The organism is Paramagnetospirillum caucaseum (assembly GCF_000342045.1).
GTDB lineage: Bacteria > Pseudomonadota > Alphaproteobacteria > Rhodospirillales > Magnetospirillaceae > Phaeospirillum > Phaeospirillum caucaseum.
Window position 1 is genome coordinate 1 of the sequence record NZ_AONQ01000078.1, and the last position, 18,863, is coordinate 18,863.

Sequence of the window (18,863 nt, forward strand, 5' to 3'; positions counted from 1 at the left end):
GCAAATCCGGGCACCGCCTCAGGCACCGGGTTGCGGCTCCGGGTCATAGCCAGTGCGGCCGCCCGGCCCGGAACTGGGCACCGACGAGCGACGCGGCGGCTCCTTGGGGCGGTAATCGCCGTTGTCGCCGCGATTGATGGACTCGCCGCGGATCAGGGCGTCGATCTCGTCCTTGGACAAGGTCTCGTATTCCAGCAGGCCCTTGGCGATGATCTCCAACTCGGCGCGGTACTTGGCCAGGATGTCGCGGGCGGTGTTCTCGCCCTCTTCCACGAAGCGCCGGACCTCGGAATCGATCAGGCTGGCGGTGGCTTCCGACACGTTCTTGTGTTGGGTCACAGAGTGGCCGAGGAAGATTTCCTCCTGGTTGTCGTTGTAGCGCAACGGCCCCAGCTTTTCGGAGAAGCCGAATTCGGTCACCAGCTTGCGCGACAGTTCGGTGGCGCGCTGGATGTCGTTGGAGGCCCCGGTGGTCACCGCGTCGAGGCCGAAGATCATCTCTTCCGCCACCCGGCCGCCGAAGAACGAGGCGATCATCGACTTGATCTGGCGCAGCGACAGGGAATAGCGGTCGCGCTCGGGCAGGGACATGGTCAGGCCCAGGGCGCGGCCGCGCGGAATGATGGTCACCTTGTGCAGCGGCTCGTGGGCCGGCACATGCATCATCACCAAAGCGTGGCCGGCCTCGTGATAGGCGGTGAGCTTCTTCTCGTCCTCGCTCATCACCATGGAGCGGCGCTCGGCGCCCATCATCACCTTGTCCTTGGCCGATTCGAAGTCGGACATGGTCACCACGCGCTTGCCGGCGCGCGCCGCCAGCAAGGCCGCCTCGTTGACCAGATTGGCCAGATCGGCGCCGGAAAAGCCCGGCGTGCCGCGCGCGATGATGCGGGCGTCCACGTCGGGGGCCAGCGGCACCTTGCGCATGTGGACCTTGACGATCTTCTCGCGGCCCAGGATGTCGGGATTGGGCACCACCACCTGACGGTCGAAACGGCCGGGACGCAGCAGGGCCGGGTCGAGCACGTCGGGACGGTTGGTGGCGGCGATCAGGATGACGCCCTCGTTGGACTCGAAGCCGTCCATCTCGACCAGCAGCTGGTTCAGCGTCTGCTCGCGCTCGTCGTTGCCGCCGCCGAGACCGGCGCCGCGATGGCGGCCGACCGCGTCGATTTCGTCGATGAAGATGATGCAGGGCGCGTTCTTCTTGCCCTGCTCGAACATGTCGCGCACGCGCGACGCGCCGACACCGACGAACATCTCGACGAAGTCGGAGCCCGAGATGGTGAAGAACGGCACGTTGGCCTCGCCGGCGATGGCGCGGGCCAGCAGGGTCTTACCGGTGCCGGGCGGGCCGACCAGCAGGCAGCCCTTGGGAATCTTGCCGCCCAGACGCTGGAACTTCTGCGGGTCCTTGAGGAACTCGACGATTTCCTCCAGTTCCTGCTTCGCCTCGTCGATGCCCGCCACGTCCTCAAAGGTGACGCGGCCGGTCTTTTCGGTCAGCAGGCGGGCGCGGGACTTGCCGAAGCCCATGGCCTTGCCGCCGCCGCCCTGCATCTGGCGCATGAAGAACACCCAGACGCCGATCAGCAGCAGCATGGGGAACCACGAGACCAGCACGCTCCACAGCGTCGGCGCGTCGTCGGACGGCGGCACCGCCGTGATGCGCACGTTGTGGGCGCGCAGCTTGTCGACGACGTTGACGTCCTGGGGCATGTAGGTGGTAAAGGGGCGGCCATCGGTGAAGTGGCCGTTGACCACGCTGCCCTGGATGGTCACGTCGGCGATGGCGCCGCGGTCCACGTCGGACAGGAATTCGGAATAGGATGTCTGGCCCGGACCGCGCGGCGGCGAGGACGCCTGGAACAGATTGAAGAGCATCACCAGCAGCACGGCGATGATGACCCACAACGCCAGGTTCTTGCTGAAATTCAAGGTCGCGTCCTTCCCGTCAAATGCTGTACCGGACCGTGTCGTCTACAGATAGTGCCGATTCCCGCCGGCACAAGCGGAAACGGCCAGAACATGGGTCGGCACGGCGCGCAAGACCCTCAGCACGCACCCGGCTCCATCCCGGTTATAGCCGAGGTGCGGCACGGCGAGAATACCCCGCGCATCGTAAAGGGCGGGTAAAGTAGGGATCGCGCAGGCGGGAACCGCGTCCGGCGGCTTGCGCCCCATGGCCGCCGCCACCCTGCGCCGCCCGCCGGCTCCCAGCGCCCCCAGGCTGAGACCCGGCGGCGCATCGGACGCCGCCACGGCCTCGAAGCGCCCGTCCCAGCGCAGCCGCCCGCCCGCCACCACGGCCAGCGGCGCTTCCACCCGGGCCGGCTCGCGGCACACCACCACCTCGCCGCCCAGCGGCACCACCCGGCATCCAGCCAGGGTCCGCGCCGTCTCCAGCCCCGCCGTCAGGGCGGCATGCAGGCGTTCCAGCCGCTCCAGGCGCGGCGTATAGGCCTCGCCGCCCACCGCCAGCAGCAGGCGGGCCAGCAGGCGCAGCCCCACCTCCTCGGGCAGGGCGGCCAGGACGGCGGGACGCAGACGGGCATAGCCGGCCGGATACAGGCTCACATGGCGGGCCGCCGCCTCGGCCACCATGGCGTCGACGGCCGCCTGGGCGCGGGCCAGCCGCCCGGCGGTGGCGGCCAGACGTTCCGCCGTCAGGCCCTCGGCGGCCAGACCGCCGGCCAGACGGCGGAGCCGCACCCGGGCGAAAACCCCGTTGCGGTTGGAGGGATCGTCGATCCAGTCCTGCCCCCGCCGGCGCAGCGTGGCCTCCAGGGTCTGGCGGGGGACCGGCAGCAGGGGACGCAGCAGCCGGCCCCAGGCGGTCGGGCGCTCCGCCGCCATGGCGGCCAGCCCCTCCAGCCCCGAGCCGCGCCCCAGGCGCAGCAGCAGGGTTTCCGCCTGATCGTCCCGGTGATGGGCCAGAAGCAGATGCAGGATGCCCTCGGCGGCGCAGGCCTCGCCCAGCAGGCGGTAGCGCGCCGCCCGCGCCGCCGCCTGGAGGTCGGAGTCCGGTTTGGCGCCGTCCCATTCCAGGACACGGTGGACGATGCCCTCGCCGGCCAGCCATGCCCCCACCCTTGCCGCCTCGGCGGCGGAATCGGGGCGCAGGCGATGGTCCACGGTCAGGGCCAGCACCGCCCCGCCCCGCGCCTTCGCCCATTGGGCGGCCAGTAGGGTCAGCGCCAGGGAATCGGCGCCACCCGATACCGCCACCCCCAGGCGGGGCGCAGCCTCGAACGGCCCGAACGGCATCATCAGGCGGGAGAAATCGTCGGCGGTCACCGGGGCGCGGGCGTCCCGCCCGCTCCCCGATGGGCCGGTCACTTGCAGCCCAGGCGCTGCTTGTCGCCGGTGGCGGCCCGCTTGATGCGGTCGGCCATGTCGGGATGCTCGGCGAACAGCAGGACATAGGTGCGGCAGGCCTGATCCTTCATCTGCAGGTGGCCGAACGAGGCCCCCAGCTTGTAGAGCATGTCGGGGGCCTTGGTATGCTTCGGGTACTTCTTGTAAGCCTCGCCGAACAGCTTGGCCGAGGCGGCGAAGTCCTTTTTCTGCGAGAAGGCGATATCGCCCAGCCAGTACTGGGCGTTGCCGGCCAGCTGATGGTTGGGATGGGCCTTGAGGAAGGCCTGGAACCCCTGCTCCGCCCCGTTGTAATCGCCCTTCTGGGCCAGGGCGTAGGCCTCCTCGTAGGCCGATTGCGCATCCTTGGGCGGAGTTGCCTTGGCGGCCTGCTGTTGCGCCTGGGCCTCGCCCTTCTTCAAGACTCCGGCCGGCATGGAGCCCAAATTCTGGGGACCGGGAGCCGGGCCGTCATTGTCGGCGGAATTGGCGCCGGGATTGACGCCCTTGGGCGGAATCAGCACCGGCGCGCCGCTCGGCGTGGTGGCCGAGGGGCCGGGCATGCTCAGGCTCTGGGGCGGCTGGGCGGAAGCCTGCGGCTGGCCGCCGCGCGCCCCTTCGAGATCCTTGAAGCGCAGGTCGAGGTCGGCCTGCAGGCGTTCGATCTGCTTGGCCAGTTGCGAGGCCTTGAAATTGGCCTCCTCGATCTTGCCGGTGAGGAAGCGGTTGGCGTCCTCCAGCTCGTTGAGGCGATCTTCGAGGCGGGAAGCGGTGGTCCCCGCCACGCTGCCGTCGCTGGCGGCGGGCGAGCGCACCACGGTGGAGCCGCCGCCGCGCGCCGCCTGGGCCTGCATGGTCATCAGGTCGCGCTCCAGCCGCTCGATGCGGTCGTACAGGGCGCGGGTGTCTGTCTGCGCCAGGGCGGCGGGAATGGGGGCGGCGCCAAGCAGCAGCGCGGAAAAGGCGGTGGCAAGAACCAGACGACGCACGGCCAACCTCATCATCAAAACGGATGCGGAAGAATGACTATTGAATGCGAACAAGGCAAGAGCAAGGCAAGGACGGGCCACGGCACAACAGGAAAGAGCCGTATCGGCGCCGTCAGCGTGCGGCCGAGACGGCCGCGCTCCAGGGAATGCCGCGATCGTCGGAGCGCGGGCATCTTGCCCGCATAAGCCGCAGACGCAAAATCCGGAAACGAATAAGGCGCCTGCCCCGCCGAAGCGGGGCAGGCGCCCCATTCTTTTCGTCCGTAAACGGCCTGATTAGTTCAGGACGGTCACGCCACGACGGTTCTGCGACCAGGCGGCCTCGTTCGAGCCGAGAGCGACGGGGCGCTCCTTGCCGTAGGAGACGATCTTGACGCGAGCGGCGGCAACGCCGGCGGACTTCAGGTACTGAGCCACCGAGTTGGCACGCTTCTCACCCAGAGCCAGGTTGTACTCGCGGGTGCCGCGCTCGTCGGCATGACCTTCGATGGTCATGGAGTAGTTCGGGTAGGCCTTCAGCCAGGCAGCCTGCTTGTCCAGGGTGGCCTTGGCGTCAGCGCGCAGGGTCGACTTGTCGAAGTCGAAGAACACGCGGTCGCCGACGTTGGCGACGAAGTCTTCCTTCGAACCCTTGACGATGCCGGTCGAGCCGGTGGTCGGGGTGGTCATGCCGGCGCCGCCCTTGGCGCCAGTGTCGGACGGAGCGGATTCGCAAGCAGCCAGCAGAGCGGCGGCGGCAACGATGCTGAGGAAACGCAGTTTCATATTTGAGGACTCCCCCTCAATGCGACGCGGGAATGGAATAAGATCGGACCTTAGAGACTCCGTGCCGTCCAATCAAGGACGACACGCCCCACCGATGACATCGTTAGCGATCGGACCCAACGTCACCGGATTAAATCCTAATCGGCGCGGACTATACAAACATAATTCTAGGGAATCAAGGGGGACCACGCAGGATCGGAGCCGTCGATAGGGGTCAAAAGCACCCTTTCATTAACGCCGGTCAGGTCGATGGTGTACAGGCGCACCACCTGGCCCCGGCCACGCTCATCGGACGGAGACTCGCGGAAGAACGACAACACGCGGCCATTGGGCGCCCAGGTGGGACCTTCCACCAGGAAGCCTTCGGCCAGCAGGCGTTCGCCCGAGCCGTCTGTACGCATGACACCTATGAAGAATTGCCCACCCTTCTGCTTGGTGAAGGCGATGAGGTCGCCGCGCGGGCTCCACACCGGGGTGGCGTAGCGGCCGTCGCCGAAGCTGATGCGCTGCTGGTTCGAGCCGTCGGCGCCCATGATGTAGATCTGCTGCCCGCCGCCACGGTCGGATTCGAAGACGATCTGCTGGCCATCGGGCGAATAGCTGGGGGCCGTCTCGATGGCCGGGCTGTAGGTCAGCTGCCGCTTCTGCCGGGTCAGCAGGTTCATCTCGTAGATTTCGGTATTGCCGCTTTCGGCCATGCTGAAGATGACCTTGTTGCCGTCGGGCGAGAAGCGCGGCGCGAAGGTCATGCCCGGAAAATTGCCGAGCGATTCCCGCCGCCCGGTGTCCAGGTTAAAGATGTAGACCCGGGGCACGCCCTTGAAATACGAAAGATAGGTGATCTCGCGGGCGCTGGGCGAGAAGCGCGGCGTCAGCACCAGTTCCGAGCCGTCGGTGAGGAAGCGGTGGTTCTCGCTGTCCTGGTCCATGATGGACAGGCGCTTCTTGCGATCGTTCTTGGGACCGGATTCCGCGATATAGACGATCTGGGTATCGAAATAGCCGTCCTCGCCGGTGACCCGCTTGTAGATGGCGTCGGCCACCTTATGGGACAGGCGGCGCCAGTCCTGGGGCGAGGCCGACAGGGTCCAACCGGTCATGTAGGCTTCGTTGAACACGTCCCACAGGCGGAATTCCACCCGGATGCGGCCGTCGGCCCCGCCTTCCACCTTGCCGCTGACCAAGGCCTCGGCATTGATGGCCTTCCAGTCGGGAAAGCGCGGGCCGGCCTGCAGGGATGCGGCGTTCTGGATGAACGCCTTGGGATCGATGGGCCGGAACAGGCCCGACCGCTCCAGGTCGGCGGACACCACCCGGGCGATGTCGGCGCCGATGCGCCCGTCCTGGGGCGAAGCCCCGGCGAAATCGGGAATGGCGATAGGCAGCGGCTTCATCTGGCCGCGGGTGATGTCGATGCGTACTTCGGCGTTGGCGGGCGGCCCCACCAGAACCCCGAGGACGACGAAGGCGGCGAGCGCCGCGAGCGAGCGAATGCGTGACATGAGGATCATCTTCCTGCCGCAAACTTGGGGTTGAAGGCCAACGTGAAATCCCTGAACTGCTCGTACTTGTCCGCCGGAATGGGCAGCGGGCTGGCGGCGCGCACGGCGCGGCGCGCGCTGTCGGCGGCGGCCTGGTAATAGGGGTTCATCATCATCACCGGGTTCAGCTCGACCTCGGCCGAGGTGACGGTGCCGTCGGGCAACACCGAGACCTTGATCATCACCACCAGCTTGTCGGCGTCCTTGGCCCCGGCCGGCACGTTCCAGAACCGCTCGATATGGGCGCGGATGCGGTCGCGCTCGGTCATGGAGACCGGCTCCAGCGGATTGTGCGACGCCGAGCCGCGCACCGATTGCGGCGCGGTCTGGGTGGCGGTCTTGTTCTCGGGCACGGCGGGCTTCAGCTTCTCCGTGGACTTGAGCAGCTTGTCCAGTTCGTCCTGGGGCGTCGGCTTCTTCTTGTCCACCGATTTCAGCAGCGAATCCAGCTCGTCCTTGACGTCCTTGGGCTTCTTGGGCGGTTCGGGGCGCGGCTCGGGTTTGGGCGGCGGCGGCGGCTCCAGCTTGGGCTCGGGCTTGGGTTCCGGCTTGGGCATGGGGGTGGGCGCCGGCTCCGGCTTGGGCGGCGGCGGGGCGGGCGGCGTGGGAGCCGGCGGCGGCGGAGCCGGCTTGGGCTCGGGCTTGGGTTCCGGCTTGGGCGGTTCGGGCTTGGGGGGCTCGGGTTCGGCCTTCTGCGGCTCGGGCTGCGGCTTGTTGTCCTGCAGCGGCGGCGGGTTGGTCTTGGCTCCGATGGGAACGATATCGACGACGATGGGCGCCTCCTCCATGGGCAGCTCGCGCCAGAACTGCGGCAGGCCGAACACCGCCAGCAGGAACAGCGCCAGATGTAGAAGACCGGAGAAGACGTAGCTTTCGCGCCGCAATTCCATGGTGGAAGCCTAGCGACCTCCCTTCTTGGCGGGTTTGGCCGGGTCGGTCGCGCCCTTGACCTCGGTGACCAGGGCGACCTTGGCGAATCCGGCGGCGCCCAGCGTACCCATCACCTCCATCACCCGTCCGTAATCGATGCCCTTGTCGCCGCGCACGAAGATGCGGGTTTCGGGCTTCTGGGCGGTGATGGCCTGCAGGCGGGGCGCCAGTTCGTCCAACTGCACCTCGGTTTCCTGAATCCAGATCTTGCCGTGGGCGTCGATGCTCACCGACAGGGGCTGGTCGTCGCCCTTCAGGGGCGCCGACGAGGTCTTGGGCAGGTCCACCTGGACGCCGGCGGTGAGCAGCGGCGCCGTCACCATGAAGATCACCAGCAGCACCAGCATGACGTCGACCATGGGGGTGACGTTGATTTCGGCCACCGGCCGGAAGCGGCGGGAATGCCCGCCCTTGCGGGGGCCGATGGAGGCGCCCATCAGGCCTTCTCCTCGAGCTGGCGCGACAAGATGGCGCCGAACTCGCCGGCGAAGTTCTCCAGCCGCTTGGAATAGCGGTCCAGGTCGGTGGAGATCTTGTTGTAGGCGATCACCGCCGGAATGGCGGCCACCAGGCCGAGAGCGGTGGCGAACAGCGCCTCGGCGATGCCCGGCGCCACCACGGCCAGCGAGGTGTTCTTGGTCGCCGCGATGGACTGGAACGAGTTCATGATGCCCCACACCGTGCCGAACAGGCCGATGAACGGCGCCGTCGAGCCCACCGAGGCCAAAAAGCCCAGGCGACGTTCCAGCAGTTCCATCTCGCGGCCCAGGGTGACGCTCATCACCCGGTCGATGCGCTGGGGCAGGCTGGCGCGGGTGGAATCCCGGTCGGCCAGCCCCTTGGCGGCCGAGCGGCGCCACTCGCGCATGGCAGCCACGAAGATGGACGACATGGGTTCCATGGGCCGGGCGCCGATTCGGTCGTACAGCTCTTCCAGCGAGCCGCCGGACCAGAAGGCCTCCTCGAACTGGTCGGCCCGCGTGGTCAGCTGGCGTACCTTCATCAGCTTGTCGAAGATGATGGCCCAGCACCAGAACGACGCCAGAAGCAAGGAGATCATGACGAACTTGACGATGATGTCTGCGCGCAGGAACAGCGCCCACATGGACAAATCCATCTGTGCCGCCGCTCCGGCCGCCCCTACTGCCTGAGAAGGATCCATGATTCCTATTGCCTTTCGCTGATCCGCTTCGCGAACAATTCCCTGACCGGCGCCGGAATGCGGGCCGGTTTGCCGGACAGGGTGATATAGCCCAGGCGCACCCCGACGCGCACCAATTCAGTTCCATCGCCGGCGCGGATAATCCGCTGGCCCAGCTCGATGCTGGCGCCGCCGACGGCGATCACCTCGGTTTCCACCGAAAGCAGGTCGTCCAGCCGGGCCGGACGACGGAAGTCGATGGCGGCGGAGCGCACCGCGAAGGCGGTCCCCTCCCCCTCCTCCAGCATGGCCCGCTGGCTGATGCCCAGTTCGCGCACCATCTCGGTGCGCGCCCGCTCGGCGAAATTCAGATAGTTGGAGTGGTAGACGATGCCGCCGGCATCGGTGTCCTCGTAATAGACGCGGACGGGGAAGGTATGGGGAGTGGCTTTGCATTGCCCCTCAAGCGCCGGGCGCGCGCCTCCGCGCGCTTGGCTCCTCCGCTTCGCTTCGGGCGCCTCAATGGCGCTGCGCTTCGGCTGTGCCTCGCTCATTCCCCCTCCTCGTCCATGCGGGTGAGAAGGTCCAACTGCACCAGCAGGTCCTTGGGCGGGTTGAGGCCGATATGCTTGAAGCCCGAGGCCGACAGCATGCGGCCGCGCGGCGTGCGCTGGATCATGCCCTGCTGCAGCAGATAGGGTTCGACCACCTCTTCCAGGGTATCGCGGCTTTCCGACAAAGCGGCGGCCAGGGTTTCCACCCCCACCGGCCCGCCGCCGTAATTCTCGGCGATGCAGCGCAGATAGCGGCGGTCCATGGCGTCGAGGCCGATGCGGTCCACCTCCAGGCGGTTGAGCGCCGCGTCGGCCACCGGGGCGTCGACGGGGGACCGCCCGGCCACGGCGGCGAAGTCGCGCACCCGGCGCAGCAGGCGGCCGGCGACGCGGGGCGTGCCCCTGGACCGCTGCGCCACCTCGGCGGCGCCGTCGGCGGTCAGGTCGAAGCCCAGCACGCGGGCGCCGCGCGCCACGATGCTCTCCAGCTCGGTCGGCTCGTAGAAATTCATGCGGCAGGGAATGCCGAAGCGTTCGCGCAAGGGCGTGGTCAACAGCCCCGAACGGGTGGTCGCCCCCACCAGGGTGAAGTGGGGCAGGTCGATGCGGACGGAACGGGCCGCCGGCCCTTCACCGATGATCAGGTCCAACTGAAAGTCCTCCATCGCAGGATAGAGAACCTCCTCTATGGCAGGATTAAGGCGGTGGATCTCGTCGATGAACAGGACGTCCCGGGGCTCCAGGTTGGTCAGCAGCGCCGCCAGGTCGCCGGCCCGCTGGATCACCGGGCCGGAGGTGGCGCGGAAGCCCACCCCCAGTTCGCGGGCGACGATCTGGGCCAGGGTGGTCTTGCCCAGGCCGGGCGGGCCGTGGAACAGCACATGGTCGAGCGCATCGCCCCGGGCGCGGGCCGCGCTGATGAACACCTGCAGATTCTCGCACACCTGCCGCTGGCCGACGAAATCATCGAGCGACAGGGGACGCAGCGAGGTCTCGGCATCCGAGGGATTCTGCTCGGGCGAGACGACGCGGGTCATGCCAGCAGCCCCTTGCCGAGGCGCTTCAGCGCGGCGCGGATCAGGGTGGAGGAATCGGCGTCGTCGCCCAGCTCGCGGGCGGTCTCGCCCACCGCCTGGAAGGCCTCCAACCGCTTGTAGCCCAGGTTGACCAGGGCGGAAACGGCGTCCTCCATGCGGCCCGACCCGGCGGGCGGCGGCGCGGCGGACGCCACGGCGCCGGCCACGGGGGCAAAGCCGCCGAGCGCGATCTTGCCCGCCTTGTCCTTCAACTCGGTGAGGATGCGCACCGCCAGCTTCGGTCCGACGCCGTTGGCCCGGGTCAACCCGGCCTTGTCCTGCGCCGCGATGATCTGCAGCAATTGTTCCGGCGAGGCCACCGACAGGATGGCCAGCCCCACCTTGGCCCCGACCCCCTGCACCGTGGTCAGCAGGCGGAACCAGTCGCGCTCGCCGGCATCCAGGAAGCCGAACAGCGAGATGGCGTCCTCGCGCACCTGGGTCTCGACGAACAGGGTGGCGGCGGCGCCCGCCTCCAGCCGCGCCAGGGTCCTGGAGGAACAGGCCACCAGATAGCCGACGCCGTGGCAATCGACCACCGCCCAGTCCTCGCCCAGGGAATCGATCAGGCCCTTCAGCTTGGCGATCATCGCGCCACCGCCTTTGCCAGCCTCTGCTGCGTCCCCCGGTGATGGGCATGGCAGATGGCCACCGCCAGGGCATCGGCGGCGTCGGGGGTGGCGGCCAGGCAGCCGGGCAGCAGGGTGCGGACCATCATGCCCACCTGCTCCTTGGCGGCGCGCCCGGTGCCGACCACCGATTGCTTGACCAGGGTGGCGGCGTACTCCCCCACCCTCAGCCCGGCCTTGGCGGGGACCAGCAGCACCACGCCGCGCGCCTGTCCCAGTTTCAGCGTGCTGGCGGGGTTCATGTTGACGAAGGTCTCCTCCACCGCCGCCTCGTCGGGGGAGAAGTCGGCGATCACCGCGGCAATGCCGTCGTGGAGCTGAACCAGACGCTCGGCAAGCTCGGCGGAGGAATCGGGACGGATCACCCCGTCGGCCACATGGCGCAGACGGTTATCGACCGCATCGATGATGCCCCAGCCGGTATTGCGCAACCCTGGATCGAGCCCCAGGATTCTCATCAGCCAAGCTTTTCCATGATGTCGTCGGAAATCTCGAAATTGGCCTGGACCCGCTGGACGTCGTCGTTGTCCTCGAGGGTATCGAGCAGCTTCAGCAGGGTGCGGGCGGTTTCCTCGTCGGCGACCGGCACGGTGGTCTGCGGCTTCCAGTCGAGGCGGGCGTATTCCGGCGTGCCGAACTTGGCTTCCAACGCGTCGCGCACCGCGCCGAGATCGTCGGGGGCGCAGGTGATCTCGTGGCCGTCCTCGTCGGATTCCACGTTGTCGGCCCCGGCGTCCAGGGCGCCTTCGAACATGGCCTCGGCCTGGGCGGCGGAGGCGGGGAAGCGGATGGCCCCCACCCGGTCGAACATGAACGACACCGAATTGGTCTCACCCAGGGCGCCGCCGTTCTTGTTGAAGGCGGTACGCACCTCGGTGGCGGTGCGATTGCGGTTGTCGGTCAGGCCCTCGACGATGATGGCCACCGAACCGGGGCCGTAGCCCTCGTAGCGCACTTCCTCGTAGTTGGTTCCGTCCTCGCCGCCGGCGCCGCGCTTGATGGCGCGGTCCATGGTGTCCTTGGACATGTTGGCGGCGCGGGCCGCGACGATGGCGGCGCGCAGGCGCGGATTGGCCGCCGGATCGGGCATGCCGGATTTGGCCGAAACCGTCAGTTCGCGGATCAGCTTGGTGAAGACCTTGGCACGCTTGGCGTCCTGCGCGCCCTTGCGGTGCATGATGTTCTTGAACTGTGAATGCCCGGCCATATTCCGCTACCAATTCCGATGGAATGAAGATCGACCGGTGCCTATACCACATGTTGTGGCAAAGCAACAGGGATGACGCCGCCCGGGGCCATCCATCAGAAATAGACATAATTCATCCATGGACACATACCGCAACGCGATATAAAACCGCATTGAAGTACGTATTTACCGATTAAGCCCTCGGGGGAGGGCTCCGCCGCCATTCCGCCAGGGGGAACCGCATGTTCGCCGCCAGCCACCTATCCCCGTCCATGGACCGGACCCAATCCGACGATTCCGAGATGGACCGGCTGCGAGGCCTGTTCCGCCTGGATGACGCCGACGCCAAGCGGCTTGGTCGCCTCGCCGCGCCGCTGGCCGCCACCCTGCCGCCCTCGGACCATGGATTGGGGCGGCTGCTGGCCGGCGGACTGGACGCCGAGGCCCTGCTGCGGGCCCGCGAATACGGCACCGCCCTGGCCGCCCGCGGAATCCGTGCCCGCGACGTGCTGGCCGAGCAGACGGCCACCATGGAATCCGCCCTGCGGGCCGTGCTGGCCGCCCACCGCATCGCGCCGCGGGCGGCCGACGACATGGCCTCGGTGCTGCGCGCAGGCATGCTGCACCTGGACGCCACCCTGGAGGCCCAGACCGAGGCCGGCCTGGGCCGCCAGAACCGCAGCGACCTGCTGGACCTCACCGACATGCTGGAGCGCGAGATCGTCGGTGCCGTCGACGTGATCGGCGCCCAGGCCCAGCGCCTGTCCTCGGGGGCCGAGCAGTTGGACGAGGTGGCCGAGCGCATGCGCGCCATGGCCGGTTCGGTGTCGGCGTCGGCGGTCAACACCGCCGAGGACGTCCAGACGGTGGCCGGCGCCACCGAGGAGCTGGAGGTCTCGTCGCGCGAGATCGCCCATCAGGTGGTCCAGGCCACCGAACTGACCGGCGAGGCCACCACCAAGGCCGGCGACGCCTCGAGCCGGGTGGGCGGGCTGGCCTCCATCAGCACCGATATCCGCGCGGCGCTCGACCTGATTTCGCGCATCGCCGGCCAGACCCGCATGCTGGCGCTCAACGCCACCATCGAGGCGGCGCGGGCCGGCGAGATGGGCCGGGGCTTCGCCGTGGTGGCCAGCGAGGTCAAGGGCCTCGCCCAGCAGACCGAGCACGCCACCGGCACCATCAGCGGCCAGGCCCAGGCCATCCGCCAGGCCACCGAGGGTGTCACCGGCATGGTGGATTCGGTGGGCGCCATCATCGGTTCCATCAACGTCATCGCCGGCCACGTGGCCGCCGCCACCGAGCAGCAGCGCGCCGCCACCGCCGAGATCACCCGCAGCGCGGCCCGCGCCGCCCAATGCACCCGCGAAGTGGCGAGCAACGCCAACCAGGTGCTGGCCGAGGCCGGCACCACCACGGAAATCGCCACGCGGGTCAAGGACCTGTCCCAGGTGGTGGGACGCGACATCCGCGACCTGCACCGCCGCATCTCGGTGATCCTGCGCTCCTCGGTGGTCGGCGACCGCCGCGACAGCGACCGCTATCCCTGCGCCATCGGCTTCCAGGCCATGATCGGCGGCCAGCGGGTCGACGGCCGCACCGCCGACCTGTCGCCCACCGGCGCGCTGCTGGCCATGACGGTGCCCGCGGGCACCGCGCCCTTCGAAGTGCGGCTGGACGGGATCGGGACGCTCCGCGCCCGCGTCGTCACCGGCAGCGCACTCGGCACCCACGCCGCGTTCGAGGCGCCGGACGAGGCCGCCTCGCGGGCCATCGCCGCCGCCATCGCCGCCGAGCACGGCCGCGACGAGCTTTTCATCCAGGCGGCGCGCGGAGCGGCGGCCCGGGTATCCAAGGCCTTCGAGGAGGCCCTGGCCGCCTGCGCCCTGGACGAGGCCGACCTGTTCGACGTGGATTATCAGCCCATCGCCGGCAGCGACCCGCTGCAGCATCTGGCCCGTTTCACCCCATTCGCCGAACGCGCCGTGCCGCCCCTGGTGGAGCCGGCCCGTCAGGCGGACAAGCGCATCGTCTTCTGCATCGCGGTGGACCGCAACGGCTATGCCCCGACCCACAATCCCGAGTTCTCGCAGCCCCAGCGGCCGGGCGAGCCGGAGTGGAACATCGCCCATTGCCGCAACCGCCGCATCTTCGACGACCCCGCCGGGCTGCTGGCGGCGCGCAACACCAAGGCCCACTTCATCCAGCTCTACAACCGCGACATGGGCGGCCAGAAGGTGCTGCTGAAGGAAGTGGACGCCCCCATCCAGGTGAGGGGCCGCCACTGGGGCGCCATCCGGCTGGCGCTGCGGCAGTAGCCGCCCGTCTTCAATGGCTGGCCTTGACCACCATCCCGGTGATGGCCGCCGGCTCGGTCACGCCGGTGGAGCGGGCCACCTCCGCCTTGCCGCGATAGGAGATCAGGGTGCTCTGGCTTTTGACGCCGAGCATCATCAGGACGTCCTTCTGGCTGTCGAAATCCACCGTGAACACCCTGAGCGCCGGATTGGAGGATTCCAGCTTGTCCACCGTGGGCTTCTGCGCCTTGCAGGTCGGGCACCACGGCGCAGTCACATGCACCAGGATGGGCGAGCCGGCGGCCTGGGCCGCCTCGAACGCCGCCTTGTCCCACATCTGGGCGGACCACGCGACGGGCGCGGCGAGGATCAGGGCGAACAGCAGGGTCAGGCGGGACAGAAGACGGGACATGGCGGTATCCTCCGGAAAAGGCGGCTTCCCCTGATATTCGCCTTCCGCCACCGAAAAGTTAGACCCGGCGGGAAAATTTCCTTCGGCGCGCCGCCGGGACCGTCAGCGTGCCGGAGGCGGAGCCGTCTCGATCTTCCTGCGCATGGCGTCGAGCAGCACCTCGATATTGCCGCCCGCATTGCGCACCACCGAGGTGAAGTCCGAGCGGATGGTGGTCAGCAATCCCGCCCCCTCGGCGATGACGTCGGAAACCACCAGCCGCCCCGCCGGGTTGCGGACGATGACGAAGGACAGGACCACGCTGTCCTGGGGCGACAGGATCATCCGGGTCTTGACCAGCACGCCGTCGGCCCGCTCCTCGCTGCCCAGCACCTCCACCTGGGTCGAGCCCGACGAATTGTCGATCAACTCGGCATAGGTGGCGACGAAGAACGGGATCAGCAGGGAGACGAAGGCGTCCTTCTGCCCCGGCGTCGCCTTGCGCCAGTAGCGGCCGAGGATCAGTTCGGATTCATAGGCGATGTCGCCGTATTTGCCGACCAGCGCCGTGATCTTGTCGCGGCTGACCTCGCGGCTGAACGGCCCGCCGGCGAAGCTGGCGGCCGCATCGGCGGCGGCCCGCTTGACCAGGGCCTCGGCCTCGGGACCGTCGGCGGCCAGGCCCGGCGATGGCGAGCATCAGCGCCAGCAGCAAGGAAATCACAGCCTTCATCACGCTCTCTCCTCCCTTGTCACCAATCGGGCCAGCATTCGGCCAGACGTCCGCCGAGGCGCAGCGGCGCGGCCCGCAGAGCCAGCCCGCTACGGTCGTCGGTCTCCACCATCACGGCGCACAGCGTGCCCGGCCCTTCGGCGGGCGACAGACGTTCGCCGGGAATCTTGCGCACGAACTTGAAGATGGCGGCATCCTTCTTCATGCCGATCACCGAATCGTAGTCGCCGCACATGCCGGCATCGGTCTGGTAGGCGGTTCCCTTGGCCAGAATCTGGCAGTCGGCGGTGGGCACGTGGGAATGGCTGCCCACCACCAGGCTGGCGCGGCCGTCCGACAGATGGCCGAGCGCCATCTTCTCGCTGGAGGCCTCGGCATGGACGTCGACGATGATGGCGTCGACGCCGCCGGCTCCCATGCGGGCCTTGGCCAGCACCGCCTCCAGGGCGGCGAAGGGATCGTCCAGCGGGTCCATGAACAGGCGGCCCATCACCTGGACCACCATCACCTTGCGCCCGCGCGGCCCGGCGTAGATGCCGGTGCCGTGGCCGGGCGTGCCGGCGGGATAGTTGAGCGGGCGCAGCACGCGGGCCTCGCCGTCCAGATAGGGAATGATCTCGCGCTGGTCCCAGGTGTGGTTGCCCAGCGTCACCACATCGACCCCCATGGCGAAGAAGTCCTCGCAGATCTTGGGCGTGATGCCGAAGCCATGGGCGGCGTTCTCGCCGTTGACGACGATGAAATCGGGGGACAGGCGGTTCTTGATCTCGGCCATGCGCCCGGCGATCACGTCGCGGCCGGAACGCCCGACCACGTCACCCATGTACAGAAGTCTCATTTGCCCGCCGTCACGATCACGCCCTGCTCCGTTGCTATCAGATCCAATGGAATATCCCAGGGATCGGTGGGGACAGTGTCCACCTCCTGGGTGGCGAAGGCCAGCCCGACGGTGAGAATGCGGCCGTCCCGGCACAGGCCCGCCAGGGTGCGGTCATAGTATCCGCCGCCATAGCCCAGGCGGAACCCCCTTCTGTCGAAGGCCAGCAGCGGCACCAGCAGGGCGGCGGGAACGACGGGCGGGGCGGCGGCGGGATGGCGGGTGCCGTGCGGACCGGTCTCCAGGGCCTCGCCGGGACTCCAGCGGCGGAATTCCAGGATGCCGCCGGTCTCGGTCACCGCCGGCAAGGCGAGGACATGGCCCCGCGCCGCCAGGGCTTCCATCAGCGGCAGCGGGTCGATCTCGCCTTCCAGCGGCCAATAGCCGGCCACCACGGCACGGGCGGCCAGGCCCAGCGCACCGGCCAGCCCGGCCAGGGCCCGGGCGGCGGCGGGTCCTTGGGCCAGCGCGACCTCGCGCCGCCTTTGGCGGGCGACGCGGCGCAGATCGGTCTTGTCGAGGGGGGGGATGGACTCGGTCATGGCATAAGTGGAGCGGCGCCGCCTCGGCCGTTGGCCTGCAAGTCCTCCGTGGCCTGCTTACGCAGGTGGGTGGCCATATACCGGAACCAGGGCTCCGACAGGGACAGCCCCCGAGAGGAAGATATTGGCCCCAGGGACGTTGGCTGCCTGACGCACCGCGCAGCAGACCGCTCCACCCTTGAGGCTAGGCCCTTTCCAGCCGCATCGCAATGGCTTCGATGCGCCGGGTCAGGGAATCGATCAGTCCGGCCAGTTTGGTGTCGCCCTCGGCGGCGGCGCCGACCTCGGTGCCAATCTTGGACAGTTCCTCCCGCGCCTCGGCCAGTTCGTCGGCCAGCAGCAGGCCGACCATGACCAGCAGGCGGGAATCGCTGACCGACCCCACCGAGGACAGCAGGTGCTGGGCGCGGGCGTCGACCTCGCGGCCCAGGACATGCACCCGGGCCACCTGGGAATCGTCGCAGGCGATGTCGTAGACCCGGCCGTTGATGGTGACGTTGACGACAGCCACGGCTCAGTCCTCCAGCAGGTCGCGCAGGCGGTCGATGGTGGCGTCCAGCCGGGTCGAGACCACGCGGGTGGTTTCCTCCAGCCGGGCGTAATCGTCGCGGGCGCCGCGCAATTCACCGGCCAGCAGCAGGTCGCCGGCCCCCACCCGGGCCGAAGCGGATTCGAGACGGTCGATGGCCGCGCCCAACCGGCGCATGGCCTCCTCGGTGCGTTGCAAGCTCTGCCCCTGACGCTGTTCCACGATCCAACCCCATGTTCCGCGATGAAAGCGAAAGTATGGCCGAAGGGCAAAGGAGTCAACAAAGGCCGGGTTGATCGGGGGCAAAGCGCAAGATACCCTTGTCCGACCACCGATTCCGCGAAGGATGCAATCCATGCGCTCCGCCCTGATGGCCGCCCTGTTCGCCGCCGCGCTTCTTGCCTCCCCGGCGGCTCTATCCTCGGCGGCCCGGGCGGAGCAGCCCCCGCCGCTGTCCAAGGGCCAGAGTCTCTACGTGCCGGTCTATTCCCACATCTCCCACGGCAATCTCGACGGGCGGGGCAAGCCCTCGGAACTGCTGCTGTCCTCCATGCTCAGCCTGCGCAACACCGATCCGGCCCAGTCCATCACCGTGACCTCGGCGCGCTATTACGACACCGCCGGCAAGCTGCTGCGCGAATACCTGCCCAAGCCGCTGGTTCTCGGCCCCATGGGTTCGTCGGAGCTGTTCGTCGAGCACAAGGACAAGACCGGCGGCAGCGGCGCCAATTTCGTGGTGGAATGGAAGGCGGACCGGGCGGTCAACGTGCCGGTGATCGAGACGGTCAACGCCTATTTCTTCGGCACCCAGTCGGTGGCCTTCACCAGCCCCGGCCGCCCCATCCATCCCAATCCGTGACGCCGGCCACCGTCCATTGCCTGGATCAGGCCCGCGCCGTGCTGACGGCGGCCGATACCGACCGGCCGGTCAGGCTGCAAAGCCCGCCCGGCGCCGCCGGGCAGCACGGCATCGGCTGGTGGCTGGCCCTGATGCGGGCCGTGGCGGAGGAATTCCCCGATCATCCGGTCGAGGCGGTGCTCGATTGCGGCGATTCCCCCGGCCTCGCTTTGGCGGCGCTGCGGGCCGGGGTGGCGCAGGTCCGGGTGAGCGGCCTGCCCGGTGATGTGCGATCCAAGCTCGACGACATCGCGCGGCAATCGGGGGGGCGGCTGGAAGACTGACCGGTCGGATATCGTGGCCGGTCGGATACCGTGGGTTATCTCGATAAAATGCAGGGGCGGGCCTGTGCCCGGCCCGCCCCCGCCAGGTTGCGGCCTCAGGGAGACTGGAGGGCCGCGGTGAATTCAGGCAACACCTTGAAGAGG

At 68.5% G+C, this 18,863-nt stretch carries 22 protein-coding genes and 1 other RNA gene; 3 read left to right on the plus strand and 20 right to left on the minus strand.

The window, feature by feature from the left end; all coding sequences use genetic code 11:
• Positions 1–18 precede the first annotated feature (18 nt).
• The 13 genes from ftsH to H261_RS19615 form a co-directional block, all read right to left on the minus strand.
• Positions 19–1,938, minus strand: coding sequence for an ATP-dependent zinc metalloprotease FtsH (gene ftsH / locus H261_RS19555; RefSeq protein ID WP_008621015.1), 1,920 nt, complete (start codon positions 1,936–1,938; stop codon positions 19–21).
• Between the two features lie 42 nt (positions 1,939–1,980).
• The gene (gene tilS / locus H261_RS19560; protein ID WP_008621024.1) at positions 1,981–3,339 is read right to left on the minus strand and encodes a tRNA lysidine(34) synthetase TilS; all 1,359 of its coding nucleotides are present in this window, start codon (positions 3,337–3,339) and stop codon (positions 1,981–1,983) included.
• Positions 3,336–4,346 (minus strand): tol-pal system protein YbgF, encoded by a 1,011-nt coding sequence (gene ybgF / locus H261_RS19565; protein WP_235062989.1) that lies wholly within the window; start codon positions 4,344–4,346, stop codon positions 3,336–3,338. Before ybgF ends, tilS begins: the two co-directional genes overlap by 4 nt.
• Positions 4,347–4,622: 276 nt before the next feature.
• Positions 4,623–5,111 (minus strand): peptidoglycan-associated lipoprotein Pal, encoded by a 489-nt coding sequence (gene pal, locus H261_RS19570; RefSeq protein WP_008621026.1) that lies wholly within the window; start codon positions 5,109–5,111, stop codon positions 4,623–4,625.
• 167 nt (positions 5,112–5,278) lie between these two features.
• Positions 5,279–6,622: a Tol-Pal system beta propeller repeat protein TolB gene (gene tolB / locus H261_RS19575; protein ID WP_008621027.1), complete on the minus strand. Its 1,344-nt coding sequence runs from the start codon at positions 6,620–6,622 to the stop codon at positions 5,279–5,281.
• On the minus strand, positions 6,619–7,542 hold the full coding sequence (locus H261_RS19580; protein ID WP_008621030.1) for a TonB C-terminal domain-containing protein: 924 nt from the start codon (positions 7,540–7,542) through the stop codon (positions 6,619–6,621). Before H261_RS19580 ends, tolB begins: the two co-directional genes overlap by 4 nt.
• A gap of 9 nt (positions 7,543–7,551) precedes the next feature.
• Positions 7,552–8,019, minus strand: a complete 468-nt coding sequence (gene tolR / locus H261_RS19585) for a protein TolR (protein ID WP_008621031.1) — start codon at positions 8,017–8,019, stop codon at positions 7,552–7,554.
• Entirely contained in the window at positions 8,019–8,744 is a 726-nt protein-coding gene (tolQ, locus tag H261_RS19590; RefSeq protein ID WP_040476921.1) for a protein TolQ, read from the minus strand. The genes tolR and tolQ overlap by 1 nt, the downstream gene beginning before the upstream one ends.
• Positions 8,745–8,749: 5 nt before the next feature.
• Positions 8,750–9,277: a tol-pal system-associated acyl-CoA thioesterase gene (ybgC, locus tag H261_RS19595; protein WP_008621033.1), complete on the minus strand. Its 528-nt coding sequence runs from the start codon at positions 9,275–9,277 to the stop codon at positions 8,750–8,752.
• The gene (gene ruvB, locus H261_RS19600; protein WP_008621034.1) at positions 9,274–10,314 is read right to left on the minus strand and encodes a Holliday junction branch migration DNA helicase RuvB; all 1,041 of its coding nucleotides are present in this window, start codon (positions 10,312–10,314) and stop codon (positions 9,274–9,276) included. The genes ybgC and ruvB overlap by 4 nt, the downstream gene beginning before the upstream one ends.
• Entirely contained in the window at positions 10,311–10,943 is a 633-nt protein-coding gene (ruvA, locus tag H261_RS19605) for a Holliday junction branch migration protein RuvA (protein WP_008621035.1), read from the minus strand. The genes ruvB and ruvA overlap by 4 nt, the downstream gene beginning before the upstream one ends.
• The gene (gene ruvC / locus H261_RS19610; protein WP_040476922.1) at positions 10,940–11,440 is read right to left on the minus strand and encodes a crossover junction endodeoxyribonuclease RuvC; all 501 of its coding nucleotides are present in this window, start codon (positions 11,438–11,440) and stop codon (positions 10,940–10,942) included. The genes ruvA and ruvC overlap by 4 nt, the downstream gene beginning before the upstream one ends.
• Complete coding sequence (locus H261_RS19615) at positions 11,440–12,189, minus strand: YebC/PmpR family DNA-binding transcriptional regulator (RefSeq protein WP_008621037.1); 750 nt, start codon at positions 12,187–12,189, stop codon at positions 11,440–11,442. Before H261_RS19615 ends, ruvC begins: the two co-directional genes overlap by 1 nt.
• Before the next feature lie 221 nt (positions 12,190–12,410).
• Between H261_RS19615 and H261_RS25860 the strand changes: the two genes are divergently transcribed.
• Complete coding sequence (locus H261_RS25860; RefSeq protein ID WP_008621039.1) at positions 12,411–14,486, plus strand: methyl-accepting chemotaxis protein; 2,076 nt, start codon at positions 12,411–12,413, stop codon at positions 14,484–14,486.
• Positions 14,487–14,496: 10 nt separating this feature from the next.
• Here H261_RS25860 and H261_RS19625 read toward each other — a convergent pair whose 3' ends face one another.
• The 7 genes from H261_RS19625 to H261_RS19650 form a co-directional block, all read right to left on the minus strand.
• Positions 14,497–14,877, minus strand: coding sequence for a thioredoxin family protein (locus H261_RS19625; protein ID WP_008621041.1), 381 nt, complete (start codon positions 14,875–14,877; stop codon positions 14,497–14,499).
• Positions 14,878–14,979: 102 nt separating this feature from the next.
• Entirely contained in the window at positions 14,980–15,537 is a 558-nt protein-coding gene (locus H261_RS24080; protein WP_081609010.1) for an MlaC/ttg2D family ABC transporter substrate-binding protein, read from the minus strand.
• Between the two features lie 71 nt (positions 15,538–15,608).
• Complete coding sequence (locus H261_RS19635) at positions 15,609–16,427, minus strand: TIGR00282 family metallophosphoesterase (RefSeq protein ID WP_008621043.1); 819 nt, start codon at positions 16,425–16,427, stop codon at positions 15,609–15,611.
• Positions 16,424–17,008 carry a 5-formyltetrahydrofolate cyclo-ligase gene (locus tag H261_RS19640; RefSeq protein ID WP_008621044.1) on the minus strand — a complete coding sequence of 195 codons (585 nt, stop codon included), beginning with the start codon at positions 17,006–17,008 and terminating at the stop codon, positions 16,424–16,426. The genes H261_RS19635 and H261_RS19640 overlap by 4 nt, the downstream gene beginning before the upstream one ends.
• A gap of 11 nt (positions 17,009–17,019) precedes the next feature.
• A non-coding RNA gene (gene ssrS / locus H261_RS24085) (6S RNA) lies at positions 17,020–17,177 on the minus strand.
• 15 nt (positions 17,178–17,192) lie between these two features.
• Complete coding sequence (locus H261_RS19645; RefSeq protein WP_008621045.1) at positions 17,193–17,519, minus strand: cell division protein ZapA; 327 nt, start codon at positions 17,517–17,519, stop codon at positions 17,193–17,195.
• Positions 17,520–17,522: 3 nt separating this feature from the next.
• Positions 17,523–17,759, minus strand: a complete 237-nt coding sequence (locus tag H261_RS19650; protein WP_235062990.1) for a hypothetical protein — start codon at positions 17,757–17,759, stop codon at positions 17,523–17,525.
• A 133-nt stretch (positions 17,760–17,892) separates the two neighbouring features.
• Between H261_RS19650 and H261_RS19655 the strand changes: the two genes are divergently transcribed.
• Both H261_RS19655 and H261_RS19660 read left to right on the plus strand, forming a co-directional pair.
• Positions 17,893–18,396, plus strand: a complete 504-nt coding sequence (locus tag H261_RS19655; RefSeq protein ID WP_008621053.1) for a DUF3124 domain-containing protein — start codon at positions 17,893–17,895, stop codon at positions 18,394–18,396.
• Complete coding sequence (locus H261_RS19660) at positions 18,393–18,719, plus strand: beta/alpha barrel domain-containing protein (RefSeq protein ID WP_008621068.1); 327 nt, start codon at positions 18,393–18,395, stop codon at positions 18,717–18,719. The genes H261_RS19655 and H261_RS19660 overlap by 4 nt, the downstream gene beginning before the upstream one ends.
• The last annotated feature ends 144 nt before the right edge of the window (positions 18,720–18,863 follow it).